17 protein-coding genes are annotated in these 24,324 nt (G+C 70.2%); 8 read left to right on the top strand and 9 right to left on the bottom strand.

Annotated elements, in window-relative coordinates:
- Nucleotides 1-121: 121 nt before the first annotated feature.
- From G4D83_RS33065 to G4D83_RS33045, 5 genes are all read left to right on the top strand, one after another.
- Nucleotides 122-1,639, top strand: a complete 1,518-nt coding sequence (locus tag G4D83_RS33065) for a fibronectin type III domain-containing protein (protein ID WP_163868859.1) — start codon at nucleotides 122-124, stop codon at nucleotides 1,637-1,639.
- Between the two features lie 62 nt (nucleotides 1,640-1,701).
- Nucleotides 1,702-2,091, top strand: a complete 390-nt coding sequence (locus G4D83_RS33060; protein ID WP_163868858.1) for a BlaI/MecI/CopY family transcriptional regulator — start codon at nucleotides 1,702-1,704, stop codon at nucleotides 2,089-2,091.
- On the top strand, nucleotides 2,088-3,710 hold the full coding sequence (locus tag G4D83_RS33055) for a M56 family metallopeptidase (RefSeq protein WP_163868857.1): 1,623 nt from the start codon (nucleotides 2,088-2,090) through the stop codon (nucleotides 3,708-3,710). The genes G4D83_RS33060 and G4D83_RS33055 overlap by 4 nt, the downstream gene beginning before the upstream one ends.
- 48 nt (nucleotides 3,711-3,758) lie before the next feature.
- Nucleotides 3,759-4,856: an erythromycin esterase family protein gene (locus G4D83_RS33050; RefSeq protein WP_240356854.1), complete on the top strand. Its 1,098-nt coding sequence runs from the start codon at nucleotides 3,759-3,761 to the stop codon at nucleotides 4,854-4,856.
- Nucleotides 4,857-4,995: 139 nt separating this feature from the next.
- Nucleotides 4,996-6,405 carry a hypothetical protein gene (locus G4D83_RS33045; protein WP_163868856.1) on the top strand — a complete coding sequence of 470 codons (1,410 nt, stop codon included), beginning with the start codon at nucleotides 4,996-4,998 and terminating at the stop codon, nucleotides 6,403-6,405.
- A gap of 51 nt (nucleotides 6,406-6,456) precedes the next feature.
- Here the strand turns inward: G4D83_RS33045 and G4D83_RS33040 are convergent, their stop codons facing one another.
- From G4D83_RS33040 to G4D83_RS33010, 7 genes are all read right to left on the bottom strand, one after another.
- Nucleotides 6,457-7,671 (bottom strand): PAS domain-containing sensor histidine kinase, encoded by a 1,215-nt coding sequence (locus tag G4D83_RS33040; RefSeq protein ID WP_217911166.1) that lies wholly within the window; start codon nucleotides 7,669-7,671, stop codon nucleotides 6,457-6,459.
- Nucleotides 7,672-7,845: 174 nt separating this feature from the next.
- The gene (locus G4D83_RS33035; RefSeq protein WP_240356852.1) at nucleotides 7,846-9,594 is read right to left on the bottom strand and encodes an isovaleryl-CoA dehydrogenase; all 1,749 of its coding nucleotides are present in this window, start codon (nucleotides 9,592-9,594) and stop codon (nucleotides 7,846-7,848) included.
- A 55-nt stretch (nucleotides 9,595-9,649) separates the two neighbouring features.
- A complete protein-coding gene (locus G4D83_RS33030; protein WP_163868855.1) occupies nucleotides 9,650-10,126 on the bottom strand; it encodes a Csu type fimbrial protein in 477 nt (158 codons plus the stop codon).
- Nucleotides 10,110-12,443: a fimbria/pilus outer membrane usher protein gene (locus tag G4D83_RS33025; protein WP_163868854.1), complete on the bottom strand. Its 2,334-nt coding sequence runs from the start codon at nucleotides 12,441-12,443 to the stop codon at nucleotides 10,110-10,112. Before G4D83_RS33025 ends, G4D83_RS33030 begins: the two co-directional genes overlap by 17 nt.
- The gene (locus tag G4D83_RS33020; protein ID WP_163868853.1) at nucleotides 12,440-13,219 is read right to left on the bottom strand and encodes a fimbrial biogenesis chaperone; all 780 of its coding nucleotides are present in this window, start codon (nucleotides 13,217-13,219) and stop codon (nucleotides 12,440-12,442) included. The genes G4D83_RS33025 and G4D83_RS33020 overlap by 4 nt, the downstream gene beginning before the upstream one ends.
- A gap of 17 nt (nucleotides 13,220-13,236) precedes the next feature.
- The gene (gene pru, locus G4D83_RS33015) at nucleotides 13,237-13,764 is read right to left on the bottom strand and encodes a fruiting body development fimbrial-like coat protein PRU (protein ID WP_163868852.1); all 528 of its coding nucleotides are present in this window, start codon (nucleotides 13,762-13,764) and stop codon (nucleotides 13,237-13,239) included.
- 308 nt (nucleotides 13,765-14,072) lie between these two features.
- Entirely contained in the window at nucleotides 14,073-15,947 is a 1,875-nt protein-coding gene (locus G4D83_RS33010; RefSeq protein WP_163868851.1) for a glycoside hydrolase family 18 protein, read from the bottom strand.
- 393 nt (nucleotides 15,948-16,340) lie between these two features.
- Between G4D83_RS33010 and G4D83_RS33005 the strand changes: the two genes are divergently transcribed.
- Nucleotides 16,341-17,009, top strand: coding sequence for a hypothetical protein (locus tag G4D83_RS33005; RefSeq protein WP_163868850.1), 669 nt, complete (start codon nucleotides 16,341-16,343; stop codon nucleotides 17,007-17,009).
- A gap of 9 nt (nucleotides 17,010-17,018) precedes the next feature.
- Here the strand turns inward: G4D83_RS33005 and G4D83_RS33000 are convergent, their stop codons facing one another.
- Nucleotides 17,019-17,849: an NIPSNAP family protein gene (locus tag G4D83_RS33000; RefSeq protein WP_163868849.1), complete on the bottom strand. Its 831-nt coding sequence runs from the start codon at nucleotides 17,847-17,849 to the stop codon at nucleotides 17,019-17,021.
- A 92-nt stretch (nucleotides 17,850-17,941) separates the two neighbouring features.
- Nucleotides 17,942-18,334, bottom strand: coding sequence for a RidA family protein (locus tag G4D83_RS32995; RefSeq protein WP_163868848.1), 393 nt, complete (start codon nucleotides 18,332-18,334; stop codon nucleotides 17,942-17,944).
- Between the two features lie 201 nt (nucleotides 18,335-18,535).
- Here G4D83_RS32995 and G4D83_RS32990 point away from each other — a divergent pair, with 201 nt between their 5' ends.
- Both G4D83_RS32990 and G4D83_RS32985 read left to right on the top strand, forming a co-directional pair.
- Nucleotides 18,536-22,450, top strand: a complete 3,915-nt coding sequence (locus tag G4D83_RS32990) for an HYR domain-containing protein (RefSeq protein WP_163868847.1) — start codon at nucleotides 18,536-18,538, stop codon at nucleotides 22,448-22,450.
- A complete protein-coding gene (locus tag G4D83_RS32985; RefSeq protein ID WP_420826679.1) occupies nucleotides 22,447-24,255 on the top strand; it encodes an OmpA family protein in 1,809 nt (602 codons plus the stop codon). The genes G4D83_RS32990 and G4D83_RS32985 overlap by 4 nt, the downstream gene beginning before the upstream one ends.
- Nucleotides 24,256-24,324 lie beyond the last annotated feature (69 nt).

Raw genomic sequence — 24,324 nt, 5'->3', positions numbered from 1 at the left:
GTTCACGGCGCGGGCCGCGCCCCGCAGTGACACGGTGGGGCGCGTCCCGTCACTTGAGCGACAAGGGGCAGGAACCCGTGGGCAATGTCGTGCCCGCCCCGCATCCGGCACAACCGTCGGCATGGTGGGAAACACGTTGGTGGTGGTGGCGCGCCCGGAGTGGGTGTCGGGCGGAAGACCCTCGTGGTCGACCTTCAAGGTGACGTTGCTGAACCTGTCGGACGAGGTGGTGGTCAATCCCGTCATCTCGTTCAGGGTGGGAGCGGGACAGGTCCTCCAGAACAACTACGGCCTGGTGTGGACGCGGAGCGGGGAGGTGGTGTCCGGCACCCTCGTGTCCGAGCGCAAGGTCATTCCACCGCGCGCCGCGAGCGAGTTCCGGCTGTCGGTGCAGGGCCAGGCCCAGGGCCGGCTTCCCTTCGACTTCACCGTCAACGGGAGCCCCGCGGACCCTCCGCTCGACACCGAGCCCCCCACGACGCCCAGGCGGCTGCACGCCACGCTGGTGGGCTCCCGGCTCGTCTCCTTGGGGTGGGATGCGTCCACGGACAACGTCGCCGTCGCGGGCTATCGCGTGACGTACACGAAGGAGGGCGGCGGCGGGGCCCAGACGCGCGTGACGACCCGGCCGGCCATCACCTTGATGGGATTGTCGGCGGGGAGCGAGTACCGGGTCTCCGTGGTGGCGCTGGACCTGGCTGACAACGCCTCGGTGCCCTCGGAGGCGGTGAAGGTCCGCACGGCGCCAGCGCTGCCGGACGCGGGGGACTGGGACGTGCCGCGGGCTCCCTTCGTGGACTACACGACGTGGCCCACGCCTCGCGTGTCTCGGTCCGCAGGGCAGTCCGGCCTGGATGGCGTCTTCCTCGGATTCATCGTCGTGCGGCCGGACGGTGACAGGTCGGTGTCCTGGGGCGGAAACGCCCTGCTCGTGGACTCGGAGGATGGCCAGACATACGCGGGGGACGCCACGGTCTCCGACTATGGAAAGCAGGACCTGGACGACTTCCGTCGCGGGGGCGGCACGGTGGTGCTGTCCTTTGGCGGCGCGGCGAACGTGCCCCTCGAAGCCGTGGAGACGGACGTGTCGAGGCTCGTCACGGCCTACGCGTCCGTCCTGCGCAACTACGGCGTGCGCCACCTGGACTTCGACTTCGAGGGGGCCTTCCTCCACGACGACGAGGGCCAGGTGCGCCACCTGGCGGCCATCTCCCAATTGCTCTCCGTCCATCCCACGCTGAAGCTCTCCTACACGCTGCCCGTCGCGGGTGCGCCGGGGGCATTGGCCGGGTTCAACGACGGGGGCGTGAGGTTCCTCCAGCGGCTGTCCTCCGCTGGCATCGAACCGGCGCTCATCAATGGGCTGATGATGGAGTTCGGACCGTCGGCGCCTCCGGATGCCCTGGAGTGCTGTCTGCATGCGCTGCGGGGCATGCACGCGCATGTCTCGGCGGCCTTCCCCCACTGGGATTCGAGCAGGGTCTGGCGGCGGCTGGGCGCCTGTCCCCTGTTCGGCCGCCACGTCGATGGCAGGGAGTTCACCCCGGAGCACCATCGCGGATTGGTGGCCTTCGCCCGCGAGCATGAGTTGGGCTGCGTGTCGGGCTGGGGACAGGGTGCGCAGCACCCCGGCACGTAGCGCGGCGATGAAGTACGACGAGCGTCGTTGACAACATACGATTGAAATCGTACTTTGGCCGCATGACGACGGATGCCATTCCCACGGACGTGGAGCTCGCCATCCTTGGTGTGCTCTGGAAGCGCGGTCCAAGCACCGTGCGAGACGTGCACGAGGCGCTCGGGCGGGAGGACGGCAAGAGCGCGGGTTACACCACCACGCTCAAGCAGCTCCAGGTGATGTCCGCCAAGGGGCTGGTGAGCCGTGACGAGCGCGCGCGCAGCCACGTGTACGCCGCGAGCGTCGCGGAGGCCCGCACCAAGCGCCAACTGGTGAAGGACCTGCTGGACCGCGTCTTCGGTGGCTCCTCGGGTGCGCTCGCCGTGCAGGCGCTGTCGCTCAAGCCCGCCTCGAAGGAGGAGCTGGAAGACCTGCGCCGGCTGCTGGATGAGGACAAGGGGAGCAAGCGATGAGCCCCGTCTGGCTGATGGAGGAGTGGGGGCGCGCGGTGGCCCTGTGGCTGGCTCACGGCGTGTGGCAGACGAGCGTCGTCGTCCTGGTCGCGGGCGGCGCGCTGTGGTTGCTGCGCCGCCGCTCGGCGCGGGCGCGTTATGCCGTGGGGTGTCTGGCGCTGGCTGTGGTGGTGCTGTCGCCCATGGCCACGCTGCTGCTGTCGTCGCCTGTCTCCGCCCCCGTGGAGCAGCCGCTGCTGGCGGCGGCGGAGAGCGGGCGCGCGACATCCATCGTCGAGGACTCCCGGAGGCTCGCGGGCGGCGCGCTGCCGAGCCCGTCCCCCCAGACGATGTCGGTGCCGGAGGACTCCTTCACGCGCTGGCCCTTCGTGGTGGGCGGGCTCTGGCTCGGCGGCGCATGTGTGGCATTGCTGCGCCTGGCCCTGGGGTGGCGGCGGCTGACGCGACGGCTGGTGCGGCCCGCGACGCCCGCCTCCGTGGCGCTGCACCTGCTGGTGTCACACGTCGCCGGACAACTGGGCCTGCGTCGCGCGGTGAAGGTGCTGGAGTCCGCCGTCGCGCCGTCTCCGCTGGTGTTGGGCGTGGTGCGCCCGGTGCTCGTGCTCCCGCGCGGCATGCGGGAGCGGCTCTCCCCGGCGCAGTTGGAAGCGGTGCTGGCGCATGAGCTGACCCACGTGCGGCGCCACGACACCGTCGTCAACTTCGTGCAGTCCCTGGTGGAGGTGCTGTTCTTCTTCCACCCCGCTGCCCGCTGGCTCTCCGCCCAGGTGCGCCTGGAGCGCGAGCACTGCTGTGATGACGCGGCGGTCGGCTTCTGCGGCGACGCGCGGGTGTATTCCAGCGCGCTCCTGGGGCTGGAGGAGCTGCGGCAGGCGGGCCCGGTGGTGGCGCTGGGCGCGGGCACTCAGCCGCTGGCGGAGCGGGTGCGGCGGCTGCTCGGACAGGCGCCGAGGCGGGAGGTGCCTCGCAAGGCGCGACTGGCCGCGCGTGCCGGCGTGGTGCTCGCGGTGCTGGTGGCCTCCGGCGCGGCCTGGGCGTGGGAGGTGCCCGAGCCGCTGTCCACACCCGCGCGGCCGAGGACCGGGCTCGCGGCGGCGGTGTGTGCGCGGGCTGTCTACCCGAAGGACTTCACCGCCATCACGACCTACGAGAACGATGGGAGCCTCACCCTCAACCGCATCTCCCACCGCATCTCCGTCTCGCGGTGTGGCCGCATCCGCCTGGAGTCGGCGGATGGCCGCTCCCCGCATGTGCTGCTCTATGACGTCACCACGCGGGAGCGGGTGGCCCTGGATGTCAGGGCGCGCACCTACGACGTGATTCCCTCTCCGGGAGACCTGGGGCTTCCGCTGCACCTTCCGGATGGCTGCTCGGAGAGCCAGAAGGACTGCCAGCTCCAGGGGGAGGAGGTCCTGGAGGGACGACTCACGCGCCGGTGGCGCCGCGTCCATGCGCCGCACGACACGATGACGCAGTGGGTGGACGCGGAGCTGGGCTACGCCATCCGCGAGGAGTCCGACCTCTTCGGCACCCTGCGCGTCTCCAACATCCAGTTCGTCGAACAGGACGCCACGCGCTTCGTCATCCCGAGCGACTACCAGGAGGACATCTCGCCGTAGCGTTGGCCGTCGTCGGTCCGCGACACCCGGAAGCTGGAGCGTGGGAGCGTGGCTCCCCGCTTCGGCTCCGTTCCCACCCGAGCACGTGAGCGTCGCCGCCTTCTGGTGCGCGCGTCGATGCGGGGTGGACGCATCTCCCCGCCCATCCTGTGTCCCTTCACGGCGGATGCGCCGGGCCTCCCGTGCCCGGTGCGTCCCGGCCGGGCCCCCGTCGTCCATCCCGAGGTCCGCGTGAAAGTCCTGTGTCTGCCGTGGCTCGTGCTTTCCCTCGCGTGCGCTGGAACCGGCGCTCCGCGCGTCCCGTCCGCCTCCGCGCGGGCCCTCGTCGACTTCTTCGAGCAGGAGGCCCCCGCCTTCCACCAGCGGCTGCTCGGGCCCCTGGCGCCGTTCCTCGACGAGAAGAAGGGCCCTGAGCCGCTCCCGGTGGAGACCGGGAAGCAGCTCGCCGGACTCGTCGCGGATATCGACGCCCGCTTGCGGCTGCCGCCCATCCGGAAGCGCTCGGAGAAGGCCCGTGCCCTGGTATCGCGCCATGCGCGGGTGCTGGGCCAGTTCGCCGAGGTTGTCGTGGCCCCGCATTCGAGCACTGAACTCAGGGACCGGGCGATGGCGGAGAACGCGCGCTGGGTTCTGGAGCACGAAGGCCCGGAGGCGCGGATGGTGCTCTGGGCGCACAACGGCCATGTCTGCATCGCGGACCGCGGGGGCTCGTTGTCCATGGGCCAGCATCTGCGCGAGGCCCTGGGCTCAGGGATGTATGTCTTTGGATTCGTCTTCAACCAGGGCTCCTTCCAGGCCGTGCACATGCCGAGCGAGCCGAACGAGCCGCGACGGGGCGTCATCCCCCATACCGTCCCGTCCGCGGAAATCGGCTGGCTCGATGGAACCCTCGCGCGGGCACAGGTGTCGGCGTTCGCCCTGGATTTACGAGGCCTTCCCCAGGAAGGCGGCGTGTCTGATTTCTTCGTGCGGCCCCGGTACACGCGCAATTACGGGGCCGTCTTCAGCAAGGACATCCCGCCCCGGGTCGTCCGGGCCGCCGTGGCGTATGACGGGCTGCTCTTCGTGGACCACACGCAAGCGGCGATTCCCACTCCCACCGGACGGCGCCTTCCTCCGGGACAGCAGGCCCAGGGCGCTCCTTGAGCAGGATGTTTTCGCGACCATGTCTCGCTTTTCGTAAGACATCTCCGGGGCACCTCCGTTGAAGCGGTGAGTGGAGCCGTCACGGCTCCGGTCCGGTGTGCCTGTCGCGCGCCGGTCCTCATCAACGGGAGTCGGAATCATGTTGAAGAAGGTCGTCGTTTCATGGTGCCTCCTGGTGAGCGGTGTGTCCCTGCTCGCCGCGTGTGACAGTGCGCCGGAGAAGGCGGAGGTCATCGACTCGCACAACCCCGGCACGGTGGTGCTGCTCATCGAGCGTGAGGGCGGCGAGGGCCCCTATGTGGAGGGGACGCAGGAGCGCTTCAAGGTCACCGCCTCGGGAGAGTCCTTCAAGGCGGTGCGCTGGAGCGCCAACGCGGGTTCTGTCGCCGCCGAGGCGGAGCGCGTGACGTGGACGCTGCCGGAGGAGGGGACGGCGTCGCTGTCCGTCTCCGTGGAGACGACGTCGGGGAAGACGGCGGAGGGCCTGTTCAACTTCAACGTGGTGGCCGCCGCTGTCGCGCCGGGGACGACGATTGACGCCGGGCCGGACATGACGGGCGTGCTCTGCGAGCTGGCCTTCGACAACACGGGCAAGGGACACCTCGTCTACACGAACGAGACGCACAAGGGCCTGTGGTACGCGACGTGGGACGGCACCACGTGGACGACGGAGCAGATTGACGGCCCGGGCTTCAACAACGGCGGCACCTACGTCCTGAACTGGAACATCGCCCTGACGCTGGACGTGGCGAGCGGGACGCCGCACGTCGTCTACCTCAAGGGGCCGGGCCTGCCCGGCACGACGGCGGCGAACTGGCGGATGACCTATGCCACGCGCGTCGGCGGCAACTGGGTGCGTGAGGAGGTGGACCCCGCCAACCGCACGTCCTACACGCGCGTGAGCGTGGCGCTCAATCCGAACCAGGGCCTGCAGCCCGTCGTCGCCTTCAGCGATGGCTCGCTCGGGACGGGGGTCCGTGTCGCCACCCGGACGGCGCCTGGCACCTGGGCCATCGCCCAGCACAACACCGCGATTCTCATGGGCGACATCAACTTCGACGCCTCGGGCTCGCTGTACATCCCCTACAGCCCGGGCTCCGGCACGGAGTCCTACGTGGGGGTGCGGCCCGGCGTGGCGACGGACATCTTCCAACTGGAGGGTGTGAACCGGAACAACACCCTGTGGCTCTCCGCGGTCTGGGGCCCGAGCCAGCACCTGCTGCTCCTGTCGAGCGGCGCCCTCGACGGCACCAAGAGCGCCCTGCAGGACCTCACGGTGAAGGCGCCCTTCACGACCAGCACCCTGGTCGCCTCACCGGTGGATTTCGAGAACGACGCGAACGACCTGACCTACGGCGGGGGCAAGCTCTTCATCGCCCAGCGCCATGCGACGACGCTGGAGCTCATCACCCCGGATGCGCGCGGCTATTGGACATTCACCCAGTTGGGCACGGTGCAGGAGGGCTCGCGTCCGAGCGTGGCGGTGCGCCCCACGGACGGCACGCCGCATGTCTGCTACCAGCGCGACGGCAAGGTGAGCTTCCAGTAGGCGGCAAGGCCTGGTCGCCAGCCCCGATTCGCGGGCTGGCGTGCCCGGCGCTCAGGCGTGGGGAATCGACGTCGTCGGATTGCCCGGCGTCAGCGCCGTCCTTGGCACCTTGAAGGTGAAGGCCGAGCCTCTCCCCGGCTCGCTCTCCACGTGGATGCTCCCGCCGTGGGCCTCGACAATCTGCTGGGTGATGAAGAGGCCCAGGCCCATGCCTCCGTAGTTGCGCTCGGAGACGGCGCGCACGAAGCGCTCGAAGATGCGCTGCTGCTGCGTGGGGGCGATGCCGATGCCCTCGTCCCGCACGGTGAGGACCGCCACCGTGTCATCGGCGCGCAGGCCCAGGTGGATGGGCTTGCCCGCGCCATACTTGAGGGCGTTGGTGAGCAGGTTCGTCACGGCCTGGTCCATCCGCCGCCGGTCCCACATCCCCTCCACGCTGGGGGGCGCCTGGACGTCCAGGTGACACCCCGCGGCGGCGGCCTGGTCTCCGTGGCGCGTCGCCACGTCGCGCACCAGGATGGCCAGGTCCATGCGCGTGGGCTCCAACGCGAGCCGGCTCACGTTGATGCGCGAGACATCCAGCAGGTCGTCGATGAGGTCGGCGAGCTTGCGCACCTGCCCGCTCGCCGAGGCCAGCTCCCGCACGAGCCGTCCGTCCGCCAGCAGCGCCTCCGGGTTGCTCTCCGCGATGCGGCGCATGGCGGACAGCTTCAACTGGAGGGGCGTGAGCGGCGTCTTCAGCTCATGCGAGGCCACGGACAAGAACTCGTCGCGGGCGAGCAGCGCCTCGCGCAGCCGCTCCAACTCGCGCGTCTCCTCCGCCTGCTTGCGCTGGGTGAAGTCCCGCGTCACCTTGCCGAAGCCGCGCAGCTCCCCGCTCTCGTCGAAGAGGGCGGTGATGACGACGTTGGCCCAGAACCGCGAGCCGTCCTTGCGGATGCGCCAACCCTCGTCCTCGAACCGGCCCAGCCGGATGGCGGACTCCAGCTCCCACGCGGGCTTGCCCCAGGCCACGTCCTCCGGCGGGTAGAAGACGCTGAAGTGCTGGCCCAGGATTTCGTCGGCCAGGTAGCCCTTGATGCGCTCCGCCCCCGGGTTCCAGCTCGCGATGTAGCCGCGCACGTCCAGCGTCAGGATGGCGTAGTCCGTGACGCTCGAGATGAACAGCCGGAGCTGATCCGCGGTGTCCCGCTTGGAGTGGTCTCCTGGCGAGTAGGTGATGCCTCCATCACCAGAGTTCACGAGGTGGTCGTGGTCGTCGCCCAAGATGCTCCTCTTCCAGCCTCCTAGGAGAACACGTCAGTGTTGGCTTGCAAGCGTGTGTCTCGTTCTTTCGTCCAGTAGACGAAGGCCCCGTCCCCCGGGTGGCGGTGGACGGGGCGGAGGCCTTCCTGCCCGACAGTGTGGTCCGGACACGGGGTGAGGGCAGGCGAGGGGGCCTCAGGCCACCGCGCCTTCGCTGAAGGCCCGCTCGATGAGCGCCTTCATCGGGGCATGGGCGGGCAGGGTGCCGAAGCAGTTGCCGTGCGCGCCGCCGAGCCGGGACTCGCAGAAGGCGTCGGCCACCTGGCTGTTGCCCGCGCGCAGGAGCAGGGAGGCCTGGAGCGCCAGGGCCAGCCGCTCGACGACGAAGCGCGAGCGCGTCTCCAGCGTGGCGGTGTCCGAGAAGTCCTTGGCGATGCGCGCCAGCTCCGCGTCGAGCGCGGGGTGGCCGCCCTGGGCCGCCATCAGCTCCTGGAACAGGGCCTCGCGGCTCGCGGGCTCACGGGTGGCCGCGCGCAGCACGTCCAGGCACTGGATGTTGCCACTGCCCTCCCAGATGGAGTTCAGCGGCGCCTGCCGGTACAGCCGCGCCAGGTTGGCCTCTTCCACGTAGCCGGCGCCGCCCAGGCACTCCTGCGCCTCGTTGACGAAGGTGGGCGCGCGCTTGCACACCCAGTACTTGCCCACCGCGGTGGCCATGCGGGCGAAGGCGGCCTCCCGCTCGTCGCGGTGGCTTGCGTCCACGGCGCGGGACACGCGCGCCGTCAGCACGGTGTGGGCCTCCGACTCGAGCGCCAGGTCCGCGAGCACGTTCATCATCAGCGGCTGCTCGATGAGCCGCCGACCGAACGCCTTGCGATGCCGCGTGTGGTGGATGGCCTGCACCAGCGCCTGGCGCATCAGGCTGCTGGAGCCAATCATGCAGTCCTGGCGCGTGAGGGCCACCATCTCCAGGATGGTCGCCACGCCCCGGCCTTCCTCTCCGACCATGAAGGCCACCGCGCCCTGGAACTCCACCTCCGAGCTGGCGTTGCTCCAATCCCCCAGCTTGTCCTTGAGCCGTTGGATTCGGATGGCGTTGCGCGTGCCCTCCGGCGTGAAGCGCGGCAGGAGGAAGCACGACAGCCCGCCCTCGGCCTGGGCCAGGACGAAGAAGGCGTCGCTCATGGGTGCGGAGAAGAAGAACTTGTGCCCCACCAGCGCGTAGGGATTGCCCGCCCCTCGGGCGCCCAACTGGTGCGCGCGCGTGCTGTTGCTGCGCACGTCGGAGCCGCCCTGCTTCTCCGTCATGCCCATGCCGATGGTGACGCCCTTCTTCTGCTCGGCGGGCTGGAAGCGCGAGTCATACGCCGTGGATGTGACGAGCGGCAGCCACTTCTCCGCGAGCCCCGCGTGCGCCCGGAACGTGGGCACGCACGCGTACGTCATCGTCAGCGGACAGCTGGTCCCCTGGTCGGCCTGGTTGTGGAGATAGGAGAGCGCCATGCGCGCGACGTGGGCGCCCACCGTCTTCTCGTGGCGCCACGCGAAGTTGGGGATGCCATGGGCGACGGCCGCCTCCATGATGCGGTGGTAGGCCGGATGGAACTCCACCTCGTCCAGCCGGTTGCCATAGCGGTCGAAGGGCTTGAACTTCGGCTTGTTCTCGTTGGCGGTGAAGCCCAGCTGCATCAGCTCGCCGCCCACCAGCGGGCCGTACTTCGCGATGTCCGCCTCGGCCCAGCTTCCACCCTCGCGTGCCACGGCCTCGCGCAACGGGAGGTCTGTCTTCCAGGCGTCGTACACCAGGGGGGGCGCCTGATTGGTGACTTCATGGGTGACGAAGGTCGTCGCGATGGGGTCGGAAGAACTCATGGTGTGAGGATAGGCGAGCGGCCCAGGCTCCGCGAGCGCGACGTCCGTGGTGGAGCGCCTCTCCGCGCGCATGCCCCGCGTCCCAGCGGAGCGGGCGGGACTCGCACGTGGCGTGAGCACCCGGGCATCAGAAGTTCACCGTCACCACCAGCGTGTCGGAGTAGGCGCCCGCCGCCACGCTCTGCTGGGCGGGGACCCGGCCGTGGATGGGGACGGTGATGTCCAGGCCCAGCAGGGGGAGGACCGGGCCATACCGTGACGTGCCGGCCGTGTTGTTGCCCCAGACCACCAGCCGGGAGGGGTCCAGGTAGAGGTTGTAGGCGAGGGTGCTGGAGGACGGTCCGCGCATGCTCCGCGTCGCGTAGCTGTTGGAGCTGCCCTGGCTCAGGTCGATGGTGACGGGGGTGAGCTGGATGATGGTGCACCGGAAGGTGATGCTCCCCATGGCGTCGAGCGGCACCGCGGAGGTGCTGGTGTAGTTGAGGAAGCTCAGGCCCACCACGTTGCGGACCTCACACGCCGCCAGGGTGCTCGCGGGAGTCAGCCCGCACAGGCCCGCGAGCAGGAGCGCACGGGTTCGTGCCGCGTCACCGTGCCTCCTCATCCACGCACCTCACCGTTCCCAGGTCGATGACCTTGCCCGCCAGGGATGGGACGTCCAGCGTCGCGGCGCATCGTCCTCCGGGGTGGATGACGCTCGCCGCGTGCTTTCCGGCGGGCAGCCCCACCAACTCGAACTCGCCATTCCTCCCCACGGGGGAGCTGAGGCGCGCGCCCGCGACGTCCACCCGCAGCTCTCCATGGGCGGGTGTGCGCCCATCCGCGTCGTCCGCGAGCACCAGCCGGCCCCGGAACGCGCGCACCGCGTCCACCTGGAAGTCGAGCACCACGCCTCCTCGTCGCCACGGCGCCACCATCCGCTCCGTCGTCCGGAGATAGACGTCCAGCGGCAGGTCCTCGTCCGTGAGCGACAGCCGGTTGGCCCCGTAGGACTGGAGCCTCGTCACCATCAGCTCGCCCCGAGCATCCGTCCGGCCGATGAGGTGGTTGTCGAGCCGCACGCCGACGCCCTCCACGCCCTCCACCCGCACCAGCGCATACCCCTGGTCCACCGCGCGGGTGGGACGCAGGCGACCGCCGAGCGCCACCACGCCCCCGGAGACCTCGGCCGCGCCCACCAGCACGCCCTGACGCCACTCCAGGCCCGCGGTGTAGCGGCCCACGTTCGTCTCGTACTCGACGCGGCCGAGCGCCTGGTGGTGCAGGCCCGCCTGGCCCTGGACCTGGAAGCCCAGCCCGCCCTCCACGGGCACGCCTCGAGAGACATCCGCGGTGGTGAGGCCGCCTCCCCGGTGCTGGGTGTGGCCCAGCGTGCCCGTCGTCCTCGGGTCCAGGATGGTGTTCAGGTACACCATGCCCTCCAGCGAGGACGGGCCCTGGCGCTGCTGGCCCCGACTGGCGGAGAACGAAATCAGGGTCCGCCCGCTCAACTGCGCGGAGGTGGACGCGCTCAGCCACGTGGACCAACCGCGGTTCCTCCAGCGCGTCACCAGCGCCTGCCCGCCCAGGCTGACCCGACCGCCGAGCGAGACGAAGAGGTTGCCACCCGACTCCAGCCGCGGGTGCGGCGCGTCCTGGGCAAGGCTGCTGTGCGCGTAGCGCGCGCTCATCGCCCGGCCGAAGACAGAGCCTCCCAACCACCGCCCCTGGACCGAGTACGCGGCGCCGGCCGCCACTCCGGTGTGGCGCTCCGAGCGACTGATGGCCTCGGAGAGCTCCATCTCTCCGAGCGGGAGCTGGAACCACTGCACCGCGCCGGTGCTGAGCAGGTCAGTGGACAGCTCCAGCCGCACGCCCGGCGTCAACCAGGGCGTCGCCCCCAGGCGGAAGGTGCCCAGCAGCAGCGGCCGTCCGTAGTCGAAGCTGCGCGTGCCCACCGACTCGCGCTCGATGCCCAGGGACACGTGGTAGTCCGCCACGCCCGGCGACAGCAGCTGCGCGCCCAGCGAGTACGACGCGTTCACCTCGCTCACGCGCCCGAAGGCGTCGCGCACCACGTAGCGCGTGGTGCCGTCGCCCCGGGGCAAGGTGAGGTTCTCCAGCCGGTAGGGCCCCGGTGGCAGCTCGGTGCGGCGCACCAGCCGGTTGTTGACGTAGACCTCCAGCGTGGACGGCGTGGTGACGTCGCCCGCCAGGTCCTGCACCGGGTTGCGCACGAAGTACGGGTTGAGCTCGAAGGAGCGCATGACGTGGAGGCCCGCCACCACCGCGCCACCGCCGAGCACGCCACCCTGGCCGGTGGCCTCGCCCGCGACGGCGCGCACCATGGCCTCCGGAAAGTCCACCGACAGCTGCGTCAGCCCCCGCAGCGGTGTCGCGCCGGGACTCCACCTCCCCTGGCTCGTCAACAGGCCCCGGCCCACCGACGCGCCCACCTCGCCGAACAGCGCGACGCTCGTGTTGCGCAGGTGCGCGGCGTAGTTGACGAACCCGCTGGGGCTTCCGGTGACGGCGTAGCCTTCGGGGGCCTGGGTACCCAGGTCGATGCGCGTCGGCGCGAAGGCGGAGGATGGCAACTCGCAGCGCAGGCTGGCGGTGCGCTCGTCGAGCTCGAAGCGTCCCTGGGGTGCCAGGGATTGCAGCGAGACATAGCCCTGGCCCGAGATGACCTCCACGCGCGCCCCCAGCCGCGCCAGGTCCACGCCGCCCTCCTCCAGCGTGGCCGCGGGCAGCAACACGTCCGTGCCCCTCAGCAGCGGGAAGGCGTCACCCAGGGGGACGCCGTTCAGCGTGAACTCCACCACGATGGGAACGAGGTGCCCGGGCTCGGCCGAGGCCGCGCGCGCGGGCATGCACATGAAGCAAGCCACCAGCGCCAGGGCCAGCGCGCCCCCTGGAGCCCCCCTTCGCGAGTGACTCATGGAGACTGCGCGGGCCCACAGGGCTCGGAGGCGCTGACGGGCGCGCTCTGCCGGAACACGCCCCGGTCCGTCTCCACCTCCACCTCCAGCGAACGGATTCGCTGGCAGTGCTCGGCGGAGGTGTCCAGCGCGAACACCTGCGAGCCTCCGGGCAGCACGTACCAGCCCACCTGGTCCTTCTCCACCAGCGACTGGCCCCGCGCATCCAGGCCGCGCACCCGCGTCTGACGGATGAAGAAGTTCACCGTGCCCGGGTTCCTGACGCGGAAGTGGAACCGTGACTGGCGCAGGTCCACGTCCTCGACGCGGCCCTGGACGGCCTTGAGCTTGGGCGCGACGAACACGGGGATGGAGACGCGGGTGAGAATCTTCAGGCCCATGGCGGGCGGCACCGGCCCCAGGGGCGGCATCTCCTCGATGACGAGCCGGAAGGGGCGCTCCGTGTCTCGCGGCGCCGAGGAGATGCCCACCCGGATGGGGCGGGACTCTCCCGGCTCCAACGTCAGCATCGACGGGAAGAAGAACAGCTCCTGCGTCGGCTCCAACGTCATGCGCCCGTCTTCGTCCTGGACCCAGGTGTGGACCGAGGCCTGGAAGCGCGTGGTCTCCGTGCCCTGGTTCCGCACGGTGACCACCACGCCCCGGGCTCCGGTCTCCAACTCGAGACGGACGGGATTGACCTCGAGCGACGCGGCGAGCCCCGTCCCGGGGAGAACCCAGGTGAGGCCCACCATCAATCCCAGACACCGGGCCCAGGAAGAAAGACGGATGCGCATGAGGGTGGTGTCCCGCGTCAGAAGGTGATGGTGGCGACGACGGTGTCGTTGTAGGTGCCGGAGGGGACGTTCTGCCCCTTGGGCACGGTGCCGAACACCGTCACGGGAGTGGACAGGCCCGTTCCGATGTAGGGCAGGCCCGTGCCGGCCGTGTTGCCCCAGACCACCAGGCGCGTCAGGTCCTGGTACAGCGTATAGGACAAGAAGTCGTTGGACGTGGTGCGCAGCATCCGGCGCAGCGGCACCGCGTCCGTGGAGCCCGAGTCGGCGTGCGCGCCCTGGCCCAGCGTGACGACCGCGGTGCCCAGCAGGGTGCACTGCACCGTCATCGTCCCGGCGCCGAGCAGGTCGATTCCCGCGCTGCCGTTGATGAGCACCGGGTCGTAGTTGCCGAAGTTGAGCGTGCCGGAGTTGATGCTGCACGCGGAGTTCACCGTGGCCGTCACCGTCAGGTTGGCGGTGGCGGTGGCCGCGTCCGCGGAAGGCGCGAGGGTGAGTGACGCGGCGACGGCGGCGGTGGCAAGGGCACTCTTCAGGGTTGTCATATGGACAGCTCCAGCAGCGAGAAGGCCGGTGCATCCCGGTTGGCGTCTGGCCATTGCAGACTGGGCGCCAACGTCGTGGACGCCAAGGCCGCCTGTCGGGCATCCCCGCCCACTGCACGCTCCCGGCGTGTGATTCGAGGCAGAGCTGGTGGAATGCCCTGACAGTCTTTTCACTGGACGGCGTGCACCTGTCCGTGGAGGGCATCCCCCGGCCCGAGGAGCCCAGGCGGGCCCGGGCCGGGGAGACGCGAGCGGTGCGGGGCAGGGAGGATGACGACTACCCTTCCTGGGGCCCGCGCTTCCCAGGGCTAGGGGAGGAAGGCGCCCTTCACCGCGTCGAGCGGGGGATTGGCGCCCGTCACCGGGTCGGTGCAGCCCTGGTTGAGGCTCCAGATGATGGTGCCGCCGAAGCCGTTGGCGCGCGCCCAGGCCCCCTTGGCGGCAATCGCTTGCGGCGAGTCATAGGAAATCCAGCGCACGGTTCCATCCACCACCGGCGTGGTGAATGTCACGTAGCTGGACTGCGCCTGGGCATCCCAGTGATACGTCCCGCCCATGGCGGACAGCTCCAGGATGCGCCCGTAGGTGAAGTCATTGTCGCTGCCCACGTAGTCGGACCAGTCCGTATAGGGTTGATAGGGGCCGGTGATGTGGCGCCAGGCCATGCCATAGAATGGCAGCCCCATGCCCAGCTTGGCCTTGGGGATTCCCGCGGCCACCCAGGCACTCAGGCTGGCGTCCACGGAGGTGGGGTGGGTGCCCGACTCTCCCATCAGCGCGGAGGAGTACCAGGACGTCCAGCCGCCCCACGGGCCCGTCATCTCGTAGGTCATGACGTTCATCTGGTCCAGGTACGGCACCAGGTGGGTGAACCACGGGTCGGCGTCCTCGGGGAAGTTGGCGTTGACCCAGCCCATGGGGAAGGTGAGGAGCATGCCGGGCCGGGCCGCTCGCAGCTCTCGCACCAGCGCGAGCAGGAAGGGCTTGTCGGCGGCCTCCACCGGCTCCCAGTCGATGTCCAGGCCGTCGTAGCCGAAGCTGTCCATGGCGGCCAGGAGGTTGCGCACGAAGCGGGCGCGGTTGGCGTTGGACGCGGCACCCACCCAACCGTCGTGCTCTCCGGAGCCGCCCACCATGATGAGCGCCTTGCGGTTGGCCGCGTGGGCGCGGGTGGACAGGGTGCGGGCGATGGCGGGGCCGTTGTCGTTGTCGAACTGGGTGTTCACCGTGCCGTCGGGATTGGGGGTGACGCGGCCGACCATGATGTGGGTCATCGCGCTGAAGTCGACCTTCTCCGGCGGATACAGGTCCGCGTTCCAGCCGGTGTAATAGCCAGACACCCACAACCCGCCGGACGGCGGCGCGGTGACCCGGATGGGCGCCGTCGCGGACTTCGTGGGGTCCGCGACGCTGGTGGCCACCAGGTGATACGTGCCCACCTGCCGGGGCGCGGTGTAGCGGCCCGCGGCCGTGACGGAGCCGCCCGTGGGCCCCTCCTGGATGGACCAGGTCACCGCCGTGTTCGAGGTTCCCGTCACCGTGGCGATGAAGGTCCGGGAGGTACCTCCGGTCATGGAGAGGGATGCGGGGGAGAGCGTGACAGTCACGGCGGATGGGACGCTCAGGCCCTCCACGCGCAGCTCATCGAAGTAGAGCGTGGGCAGCGTCACGCCGCGCCCTTCCTGGAGCACGACGCCCTGGATGCGCGCTCCCGGGGGCGCGAGCGCGGAGAGCGGCACGTTGCAGGTCACCCAGGTATTGGCCTGGATGCGCCCCCCCGTGCAGCGCGCACCCAGGTCCGTGCCGGCGGTCAGCAGGTCATCCGCGAAGGCGCGGACCTTGACCGCCGCGCCCGTCCCGGCCGTTCCGCCGTGCACGCGCAGGATGAACACGGCGCTGGAGTCGGCGACGCGGGAGGGCGTGTAGAAGAACAGGGCCTCCTCGGCGCCCATCGTCGCGGAGATGGAGTAGCGCCCCTCCGACACCGGAGAGGGGGCCACGAGGGAGTGTGTCGTCCAGGAGGCGTTCACCCAGGGCGACGTCATGGCGTCCCGGTAGATCCAACTCGTGGCGAACGAATCCACCTGCGATACCGCGGAAGGCTCCGGCTCCGTCGCGCCCGCACCCCCGCTCCAGAACAAGAACATCCCCAAAGCCAACCAACCCACCCACCGCGACCTCATGTGTGTGCTCCTCTCGAGGCCTCTCTGGCACCGCGCACACCGCACCGCGGACATGACGCGAGTCAGGGGCCACGAAGCCTGTCCGGGATGGACGGGCCACGGGGCAAGCTGGGGTGACGCGTCCCCGTCAGCAAAGCCCGACGCGGGTCCCTGTTGAGACTCGCGAGTCGACACTCCGCGCGGAGCCTGTCGAAAGGGACTAAGGCCAATCCCTTACATGCCTGTGTGACAGACGGCTCGACTCGCACCTGTCCACGGGATTGGACACCGCGCGAGGGGATTGTCAAAGCCGGTGGACAGTCCCGGCCCGGAACGTGCCGCGTGTCACCCTGGAGCCACCGCTGGCGTGCCCCCTGCAATGTCGGCACGGGTGTTGTCTGATTTGGGGGTCCGATGAAGCGCCTGGTGCTGTGTGGCTTGCTCGTGTTTTTCGTGGGGATGCCCCGGGTGACGTTCGCGCAGTCCATGGCCCCTCCGGAGACGCGGCTCCGGGGGAGAACGGGCGCGACGGAGCGGGCCCTCGTCGATGGCAAGCCCGAGGGTGAAGGGCCGTCGCGTCCCGAGAAGTTGCAGTACCGGTTCTGGGACAAGGCGGTCTCCAATGTCTACTTCGGCCACGACACGATATCGGCGGCCGACTACTTCACCTTCACCGGCGTGTCCGAGGAGGGCAAGAGCATCACCGCGAAGCTGCTGGGGTTCCGGGTGCTCTACAACGTCCAGCTCAGCCTCTATGCGGCCATCACCTCCACGGAGACTCCGACGCCGGAGGAAGGCGAGCCCCCCGCGGCCTCGCGCGAGGGGAATCTCGAGAACTTCATCCAGGCGGGTGGCAACGCCACGTTGATGGCGGAGGTCCCCCTGCTGGCTTATTTCGGAGCCGTCTCGGATGAATCAGGGTCGCAGGACCTCCTCTCGGTGAGCCTGGCTCCCGCCCTCAACCTGGACGTCGCGGCCATGGGCGCCACCTCGAAGGACGGCGTGAAGGTGGGGCAGCTCGGGCTGCGCTTCTTCGGGCAGAAGTCCGCCATCGACAATGGAGACATCGCGGTGTCGCCGTAGGCCGCGGCTTCACCGCAGCAGGGAGCGGGGCGTGGGCTCCAGCAGCAGGGACTCGGGGGCGGCCTTCAAATATTGGAGCAGGGCGGGACGCACGGTGTCCGTCCATCGGCGTGAGCCGGCCAGTCGCTCGACGTGGGCCTGGTACTGCTCCCGGCTCGCGAACACGGTGAACGCGACGAGCACGTGCTCTCCCTCGCGCACGGGGAGGGCGGGGAAGGTGTTCGGGGCGTACTCCGTCTGGAACAGGGCGAGCGGCGCGCCACCCGTCTCGCGCAGGACGGGCACGAGCTGTTGCTCGACGAAGCGCAGCAACCCGGCGTCCAGGGGGGCGTCACGGTGGAACATCGTGACGAGGACGACGGAGTCCGGCGTCGAGGTGTTCCCCTTGTCGGGCCGCTGGGCGCTCGGCGGGGGGAACCCTCGACTTCCGGTGACGGGGCGCAACAGCAGGACATTGCTCGAGTCCAGCATCGTCGCGTTGGCCGCTTCGCGATGGGCCTTCCACACCGGCCCTCCGTAGAAGCGCTTCAGGGTCTGTTCGCGCGACACCATGTCCGGGAAGCCGCGCACCCAGACGAAGCGCTCGGACCGGGCCGAGTCCCGGAACTGTCCGACGAGGTGGGCGCCCTCGGCTTCCTGGCTCTCGATGAACTCCCGCTCGAACAGGTCGATGAGGACGTCGCGCTGGCCTGGGCGCAGCGTGTACTGCCGCAACTCCAGCACGGCACAGCAATCACGGGACGCGGGCTTCACGGCGGAGGCTCCTGTCGGAGGCGTCCTCGGACGCGCACCCGCCTCGCACGTGAGCAACAACAAGAGCGTGAAGAGCACAGGTCGCATGGGGCCTTCCGGTAGCGGGGTATCGGAAGGCACCGTACGGGCCATCTAGGACAGTTCCGGTCCTGATTCGGACCGTGAAGTCCGCGGCCGTCTCAGGGCACGTAGGCGATGCAGTCTATCTCCACCAGCAGTCCGGCCTCGGGGAGCGCCGCCACCTGCACCGTGGTGCGGGCGGGACGGTGCCCGGCGAACACGCGCTCATAGACGGCGTTCATCCGGGAGAAGTCCTTCATGTCGACGAGGAAGACGCCGCAGCGCAGGACGTGCTGGAGGCTGGAGCCACCGGCGAGGAGGATGCGCTCCAGGTTGCGGAGGACCTGCTCCGTCTGCGCCTCGATTCCCTCGGCCTGCTTCCCGGTAGCGGGGTCCGTGGCCGCCTGTCCGGACACGAGGAGCAACGAGTCCAGCCGCATGCCCGGAGAGTAGGGGCCCACGGGCTTCGGCAATCCAGGCGCGGTGACGGGCTGATGCTTCGTCGCGGTCATTTTATTCCTCCATGAAACCCAACGAGGCCCGCAGCCTGCCACTGTCGTGTCCAAACCCTTGGCGTTTCTTTTTGGAGGCGTCAGCCAGGACCCGGTGGGGTCAAAGCGTGATACAGCCGGATGCAACACGCGCATGCTCGCCAGCCGTGGAGCCCCCCGCGCGTCAGCCCGTGCCACGCGCACGGGTGTGGAGGCTGAAAGATGCAGTCTAGATGCGTCTCGCAACGCCTGGTCGTGGTGCTCTGCTGTGCCTTCGTCGCCGCGTGCGAACAGAAGCGCGACCTGCCGGACTCGGCGCAAGCCGTGGCCCTGACCCGAGCCTACTTCCCGGAACTGGCCACGGAGGAGGCGCCGTCGAAGGTCTACTCCACCTCGGAGGTTCCCCTCACCGTCGCGGATTCCCGCGCCCTCACGTCGCGGCTCTCCGGGAGCGGGACGCTGGAGTTGACGACGCGGGGCCTGCTCTTCCGCATCGAACAGGGGGCTTCCGCCGATGACGCCGGGGCCCTGCGCCGCGAGCGCACGGAGGTCTTCGCGGGCCCCCGGCACTTCTGGTTCCCGGTGGGTGCTTCCGCCGAGGTGAGCCAGGGCTGGCGCTCCTCGCGACTGGAGGAGGCCTGGGTGGTGGATGGCTCCGAGCCGTTCCACCGCGCGGAGTACCACGTCACGCTGCCGCCTTCGGTGACGCGCCTGCGGGACGTGGGCGAGTACGTGGAGTTCCTCGACACCGACGGGCAGCCCGTCCTGCGCTTCCATCCGTCCGAGGTGCGCGATGCGCGGGGCGAGTCCCGACGCGGCGTCACGCGACTGTCGGGCGTGCGCGCGTCCTCGGTCGCGAACGTGTTCGACGTCGAGGGTGTTCGCGTGAGTCTCGTCACGGAGGTGGCGCTCGCCGGACTCGCCGCGCCGCTGGTGGTGGACCCGGCCTGGTCGTCGACGGCCGGCATGGCGACCCCGAGAGCGCAGCACGCCTCGCTGCTCCTGACGGATGGCACGGTCCTGGTGTCGGGAGGGGTCAACAGGCTGGGCTTCGTGTCCACCGCGGAGCGGTTCGACCCGGAGCGGGGGACCTGGGCTTCCGCTGGGAGCCCCGGCATCCAGGGCAATATCGCGGTGGGCGTGATGCTGCCCACGGGACGGCCGCTGGTGATGACGGACGGCAGCCAGACGGGACGCATCTACGATGTCCAGACGAACACCTGGACCGCCACGGGCGCGATGTCCGCGCTGCGCAGCTTGCCGTCGGTCACCATGCTGCCCTCGGGCAAGGTGCTCGTCGCCGGTGGCTCCAACCTGGCGACGGCGGAGCTCTACGATGCCGCGACCAACCTCTTCACACCCACGGGTTCCATGGCGGTCGTCCACCGTGCTCACGCGGCCGTGCTGCTGAGGGATGGACGGGTGCTGGTGGTGAGCGGCTTCAGCAACGTCATCCCGGGCGAGGTCCCCCAATGCGAGCTGTATGACCCCGTCTCCGAGACATGGTCTCTCGCGGCGCCTGTCCTGGTCCCTCGGCACTACGCGACGGGGACCCTGTTGCCGGATGGCCGGGTGCTGCTCGCGGGCGGCTTCGCGGCGGGAGGGGTCACCAACCACGCGGAGCTCTATGACCCCGTGGCCAACACGTGGACCGCCACGGAAGCGCTCGGCTTTCCGCGCAATGGCCACTCCGCCACGCTGCTTCCCGACGGCAAGGTGCTCGTCGCGGGCGGCGCGGACGCGGCTCGCAATACCGAGGTGGTCTCGGAGCTGTATGACCCCGCGACGGGGACCTGGAGCTCGGCCGGGACGATGGCGGTGGGGCGTGAGAACCTGATGGCGACGCTGCTGCCCACGGGCCAGGTGCTGGCCAACGGCGGCTACCGCTCCAACCCGAGCCTCACCTTCTACGCCGACGCCGATGTCTATGAGGAATCCAGCGACGTCTGGGCTCCCGCCGGCAATCTCGCGGCGTCGCGCGCTTCCAGGGCGGCCGTGCTGTTGCCCACGGGGCAGGTGCTGGTGGCTGGAGGCCGCGGTCCGGGAGGAGTGCTCGCGACGGCGGAGCGCTACACGCGAGCGAGCAACACCTGGGCGCCCGCCGCGTCCCTGGCGACAGCGCGTGAGCGGGCCTCGATGAGCCTGTTGCAGTCGGGCCGGGTGCTCGTCGTCGGCGGCGCCAATGGCGCGGGTGCGGTGGCTTCGGCCGAGCAGTATGACGCCACGGCCAACGCCTGGACGCCCGCGGGCGCTCTGGCCACGGCCCGGGATGGACACACCGCGACGGTGCTCGGCTCGGGCCAGGTGCTCGTGGTGGGCGGCGCGAGCTCGGCGTCGGCGGAGGTGTATGACCCGGCGACCCATGCCTGGAGCGCCGCCGCTTCGGCCTCCACGCCGCGCTCGGGACATGCCGCCGTGTTGCTCAACGACGGCCGTGTCCTCGTGGCGGGCGGGCAGAACGCGGGAGCGCTGCTGGCGTCGGCGGAGCTGTATGACCCGACCACCAACACCTGGGCTCCGGCGGCGAGCCTCGCTCAGGGGCGCGAGTCCTTCACGCTGACGTTGTTGTCCTCGGGCCGCGTGCTGGCATCGGCGGGCTCCACGCTCGCGGCGGAGCTGGCCTCGGCGGAGCTGTATGACCCGGTCTCCAACACCTGGACTCCGGCGGGCTCGCTCGCGGGGGCGCGCGCCTTCCACTCCGCGGTGCTGTTGCCGTCGGGCCGCTTGCTCGTCGCGGGAGGCCAGGGCGCTGGAGGCGCGGTGCTCGACACCGCGGAGCTGTATGACGGCACGACGAACACCTGGAAGCCGGCGAAGAACCTCGGTGGGCCCCGGGCGCGCTTCGCCGCCGTGGTGCTGCCCACGAGCGAGGTGCTCGTGCTCGGGGGAGAGTCCGCGGCCAATACGTGGCTGGCGAGCTCCGAGCTGTACGAGGACACGGGGGCGCAGCCCGCCTGGCGTCCGGTGGTGACGGGGCCGGACGAGGTGCTTCGTACGTGCTCCGTCCGAATCAATGGCACGGGGTTCCGAGGCATCTCCGGGGCCAGCTCGGGAGACTACAAGGACTCCGCGACGGACTTCCCGCTGGCGCGGCTGCAAGGCGTGGAGGGTGGTCGGCTCTGGAGCCTGCCGGGGACGGACCTGTCCGCCACGGGCGTGACGGTGACCATTCCCGCCAGCACGACGCCCGGCACCTATGCGCTGTCCGTCTTCGCCAACGCGATTGGAAGCGGGCGACTGATGACGGTGCTGCAGAACACCGCGCCGGTGGCGCAGGCCCAGACTGTTGCCGCGCCCCATGGCACCCCGGTGGCGGTGACGCTGGTGGCCACGGATGCGGAGGCGGGTCCGCTGACGTACGTCATCGTCACGCCTCCCGCGAATGGAACGCTGAGCGGGACGCCACCCAACCTCACGTACACGCCGAACGCGGGCTACTCCGGCCCGGACACCTTCACCTTCGTGGCCCGGGATTGCGGACTGGACAGCAATACCTCCACGGTGGCGGTGGACGTGGCGGCAAACCCTCCGCCGGTGCTCACCTGTCCCGCGGACCAGGTGGTGGAGGCCCAGGACGCCTCGGGGGCCGAGGTGACGTATGAGCCCGCGACGGTGACGGACCCGGGTGCGCCGACTCCGCCGGTGGTGACGTACTCGCCCCCGTCGGGAAGCCGGCTGCCGCTGGGTGAGACGACCGTCACGGTGACGGCGGTGGCCTCGGATGGCGAGCAGGCCACGTGTACGTTCCGGGTGACGGTGCGCGACACGACGGCCCCGCCGCCGTTGACCTGTCCGGACAATGTCCGGGTGCGCTCTGACGGGCCGGGTGGCTCGCTGGTGACGTACACCCTGCCCACGTCGACGGACTCCGTCTCCGGACCGGCGACAGTCACGGCGTCGCCCGAGTCGGGCTCGCGCTTTCCTCCGGGCCAGACGCGCGTCACCGTCACCGCGACGGATGCCGCGGGGAACTCGGCGCAGTGCACGTTCGAGGTCTCCGTCCAGGCCCAGGTGGTCTCGATTGCCGGAGGTGGCTGTCAGTCCTCGGGGGGCGGCGCGAACGCGGCGCTCGTCGTGCTGTCGGTCCTCGCCGTATGGGCAGGCCGCCGTCGCGGCCGGGAGCAAGGCACCCCGTGAGCCTCCTGAATCCTCTCATCCGACTCTTCAGCTCGAAGGACCTTCCCTTGCGTGAATCGGCACGGACTTGTGTGCTTGTCGCCGCCCTGGTCGCCACGGGCGCCTCGGCGCAGACGCTCTCCAGCCCCTTGGTTGCTTTCGACGCGGAGCGCTTGCGTCTGAGCCCCGCCGCCACGGACTCGTTGATGGTGGACACGGGCCGGGTGCTCTCGGAGGGCGGCTATCGGCTCAGCCTCCTCGCCAACTACGAGCGAGGCATCCTCCTGTTGGAGGGCAGTGACGGGAGCGAGCGCTCCATCATCCACTACCGGACCTCGGCCTGGCTGATGGGCGCGTGGTCTCCGGTGGACCGTTTGGAGGTCTCCGCGCGGCTGCCCGTCATCATCTCGCAGGGTGGGCATGGCGCGAACCAGTTGGAGGGAGTCGCGGAGCCCTCGTCCGCGGGGCTCGGGACGCCCGAGGTGGGCGCGCGCTACTCGCTGCTGCGGCGCGAGGAAGGTGCGCCGTTGTCCCTCGCGGTGGGGCTGGACGTGGGGCTCCCGGGTGGACGGGCGAGCGCCTTCGGCCGGCAGGAGCACTGGGCGGGGCTTCAGTTCTCGCCGCGAGTCTCGCTGGGGCGCGAGGTCGGGATGTTCGCGCTGGGCGCGAGCGTGGGCGCGCGGATTCGTTCCACGGAAGTGGAGCCGGGCCGCGACGTGGGCACGGAGCTGGAGCAGTCCGTGGTGGTGGCGACCCGTGGAGATGGCCTGCGCGCCGAGGTGGCCCTGCAGGTGGCGGAGTCGCTGGTGCATCCGGACGTGGCGGTGGAGCTGCTCGGAGGCGTGAGGCTGCCCATTGGCCTGGGCTTCGAGCTGAACGCGCTCGCCGGGCATGGCTTCACGGACATCCCGGGGACACCGTCGTGGCGCTTGGGTGCGGGAATCGCGTGGGCGCACAACCCGGCGCGCGAGGACGTCTGCCAGGGTGGACGCAAGCACACGCCCGAGCAGTGCCCGGACTCCGATGACGACGGTGACTCCGTGCTGAACAAGTCGGACCGTTGCCCGCTGGAGGCCGGGTCGCCGGACAACGCGGGTTGCCCGGACCGCGACTCGGATGGCGATGGCGTCGTGGACCGGCTGGACAAGTGCCCGAACCAGGCTGGGAGCGCGGAGACGAACGGCTGCCCTGACTCGGATGGCGATGGCGTGCCGGATGCCGAGGACAAGTGCCCGAACGAGAAGGGCACCGTGGAGAACCAGGGATGCCCCGCGCCCGCGAAGGACTCGGATGGTGACGGGGTGCCGGACGACTCCGACAAGTGCCCGGACGAGAAGGGCACCGTGGAGAACCAGGGATGCCCCGCGCCCGTGAAGGACTCGGACGGCGACAGCGTGCCGGATGCCGACGACAAGTGCCCGAAGCAGAAGGGGACCGTGGAGAATCAGGGTTGCCCCGAGCCGGAGAAGGCGCCGGCGGAGGAGCGGCTCTCCCTGGCGGACCGTCGCATCACCTTCCAGGTGGGCCTTGCCCAGATTGAGGGCGAGGGTGCGAAGGTGCTCGACGAAATCGCCGAGCAGTTGAAGGCACGGCCCGGCGTCGCGGTGCGAATCGAAGGGCACACGGACAACACCGGTCCGGAGGACCTCAACCGCACGTTGAGCCAGGACCGCGCGGAGTCGGTGCGCGCCTACCTCATCCGCCGGGGTGTCGAAGGCTCGCGGTTGGAGGCCAAGGGGTACGGCCCGGCCCAGCCCATCGCGTCGAACGACACGCCGGAAGGACGCAGCGAGAACCGCCGCGTGGAGTTCGTCATCAAGCGGTGAGCCGGTGCGCAGGGAGTCGCGGGGCCCACGTGCCCCGCGATTCGCTGGGGCGAGCACTCGAGCCGCTGT

This window comes from Myxococcus eversor, assembly GCF_010894455.1.
GTDB classification, from domain to species: domain Bacteria; phylum Myxococcota; class Myxococcia; order Myxococcales; family Myxococcaceae; genus Myxococcus; species Myxococcus eversor.
This window is presented reverse-complemented; position numbering and strand designations above follow the sequence as displayed.

Bases quoted from the DNA above. Each gene is read 5' to 3' on its own strand.
- G4D83_RS33045 (WP_163868856.1), top strand. From the start codon at position 4,996: ATGTTGAAGAAGGTCGTCGTTTCATGGTGCCTCCTGGTGAGCGGTGTG.
- G4D83_RS32990 (WP_163868847.1), top strand. From the start codon at position 18,536: ATGCAGTCTAGATGCGTCTCGCAACGCCTGGTCGTGGTGCTCTGCTGT.
- G4D83_RS33055 (WP_163868857.1), top strand. From the start codon at position 2,088: ATGAGCCCCGTCTGGCTGATGGAGGAGTGGGGGCGCGCGGTGGCCCTG.
- G4D83_RS33010 (WP_163868851.1), bottom strand. From the start codon at position 15,947: ATGAGGTCGCGGTGGGTGGGTTGGTTGGCTTTGGGGATGTTCTTGTTC.
- G4D83_RS33030 (WP_163868855.1), bottom strand. From the start codon at position 10,126: ATGAGGAGGCACGGTGACGCGGCACGAACCCGTGCGCTCCTGCTCGCG.
- G4D83_RS33000 (WP_163868849.1), bottom strand. From the start codon at position 17,849: ATGCGACCTGTGCTCTTCACGCTCTTGTTGTTGCTCACGTGCGAGGCG.
- G4D83_RS33020 (WP_163868853.1), bottom strand. From the start codon at position 13,219: ATGCGCATCCGTCTTTCTTCCTGGGCCCGGTGTCTGGGATTGATGGTG.
- G4D83_RS33005 (WP_163868850.1), top strand. From the start codon at position 16,341: ATGAAGCGCCTGGTGCTGTGTGGCTTGCTCGTGTTTTTCGTGGGGATG.
- G4D83_RS33025 (WP_163868854.1), bottom strand. From the start codon at position 12,443: ATGAGTCACTCGCGAAGGGGGGCTCCAGGGGGCGCGCTGGCCCTGGCG.
- G4D83_RS32995 (WP_163868848.1), bottom strand. From the start codon at position 18,334: ATGACCGCGACGAAGCATCAGCCCGTCACCGCGCCTGGATTGCCGAAG.
- pru (WP_163868852.1), bottom strand. From the start codon at position 13,764: ATGACAACCCTGAAGAGTGCCCTTGCCACCGCCGCCGTCGCCGCGTCA.
- G4D83_RS33065 (WP_163868859.1), top strand. From the start codon at position 122: ATGGTGGGAAACACGTTGGTGGTGGTGGCGCGCCCGGAGTGGGTGTCG.
- G4D83_RS33035 (WP_240356852.1), bottom strand. From the start codon at position 9,594: ATGCGCGCGGAGAGGCGCTCCACCACGGACGTCGCGCTCGCGGAGCCT.
- G4D83_RS33060 (WP_163868858.1), top strand. From the start codon at position 1,702: ATGACGACGGATGCCATTCCCACGGACGTGGAGCTCGCCATCCTTGGT.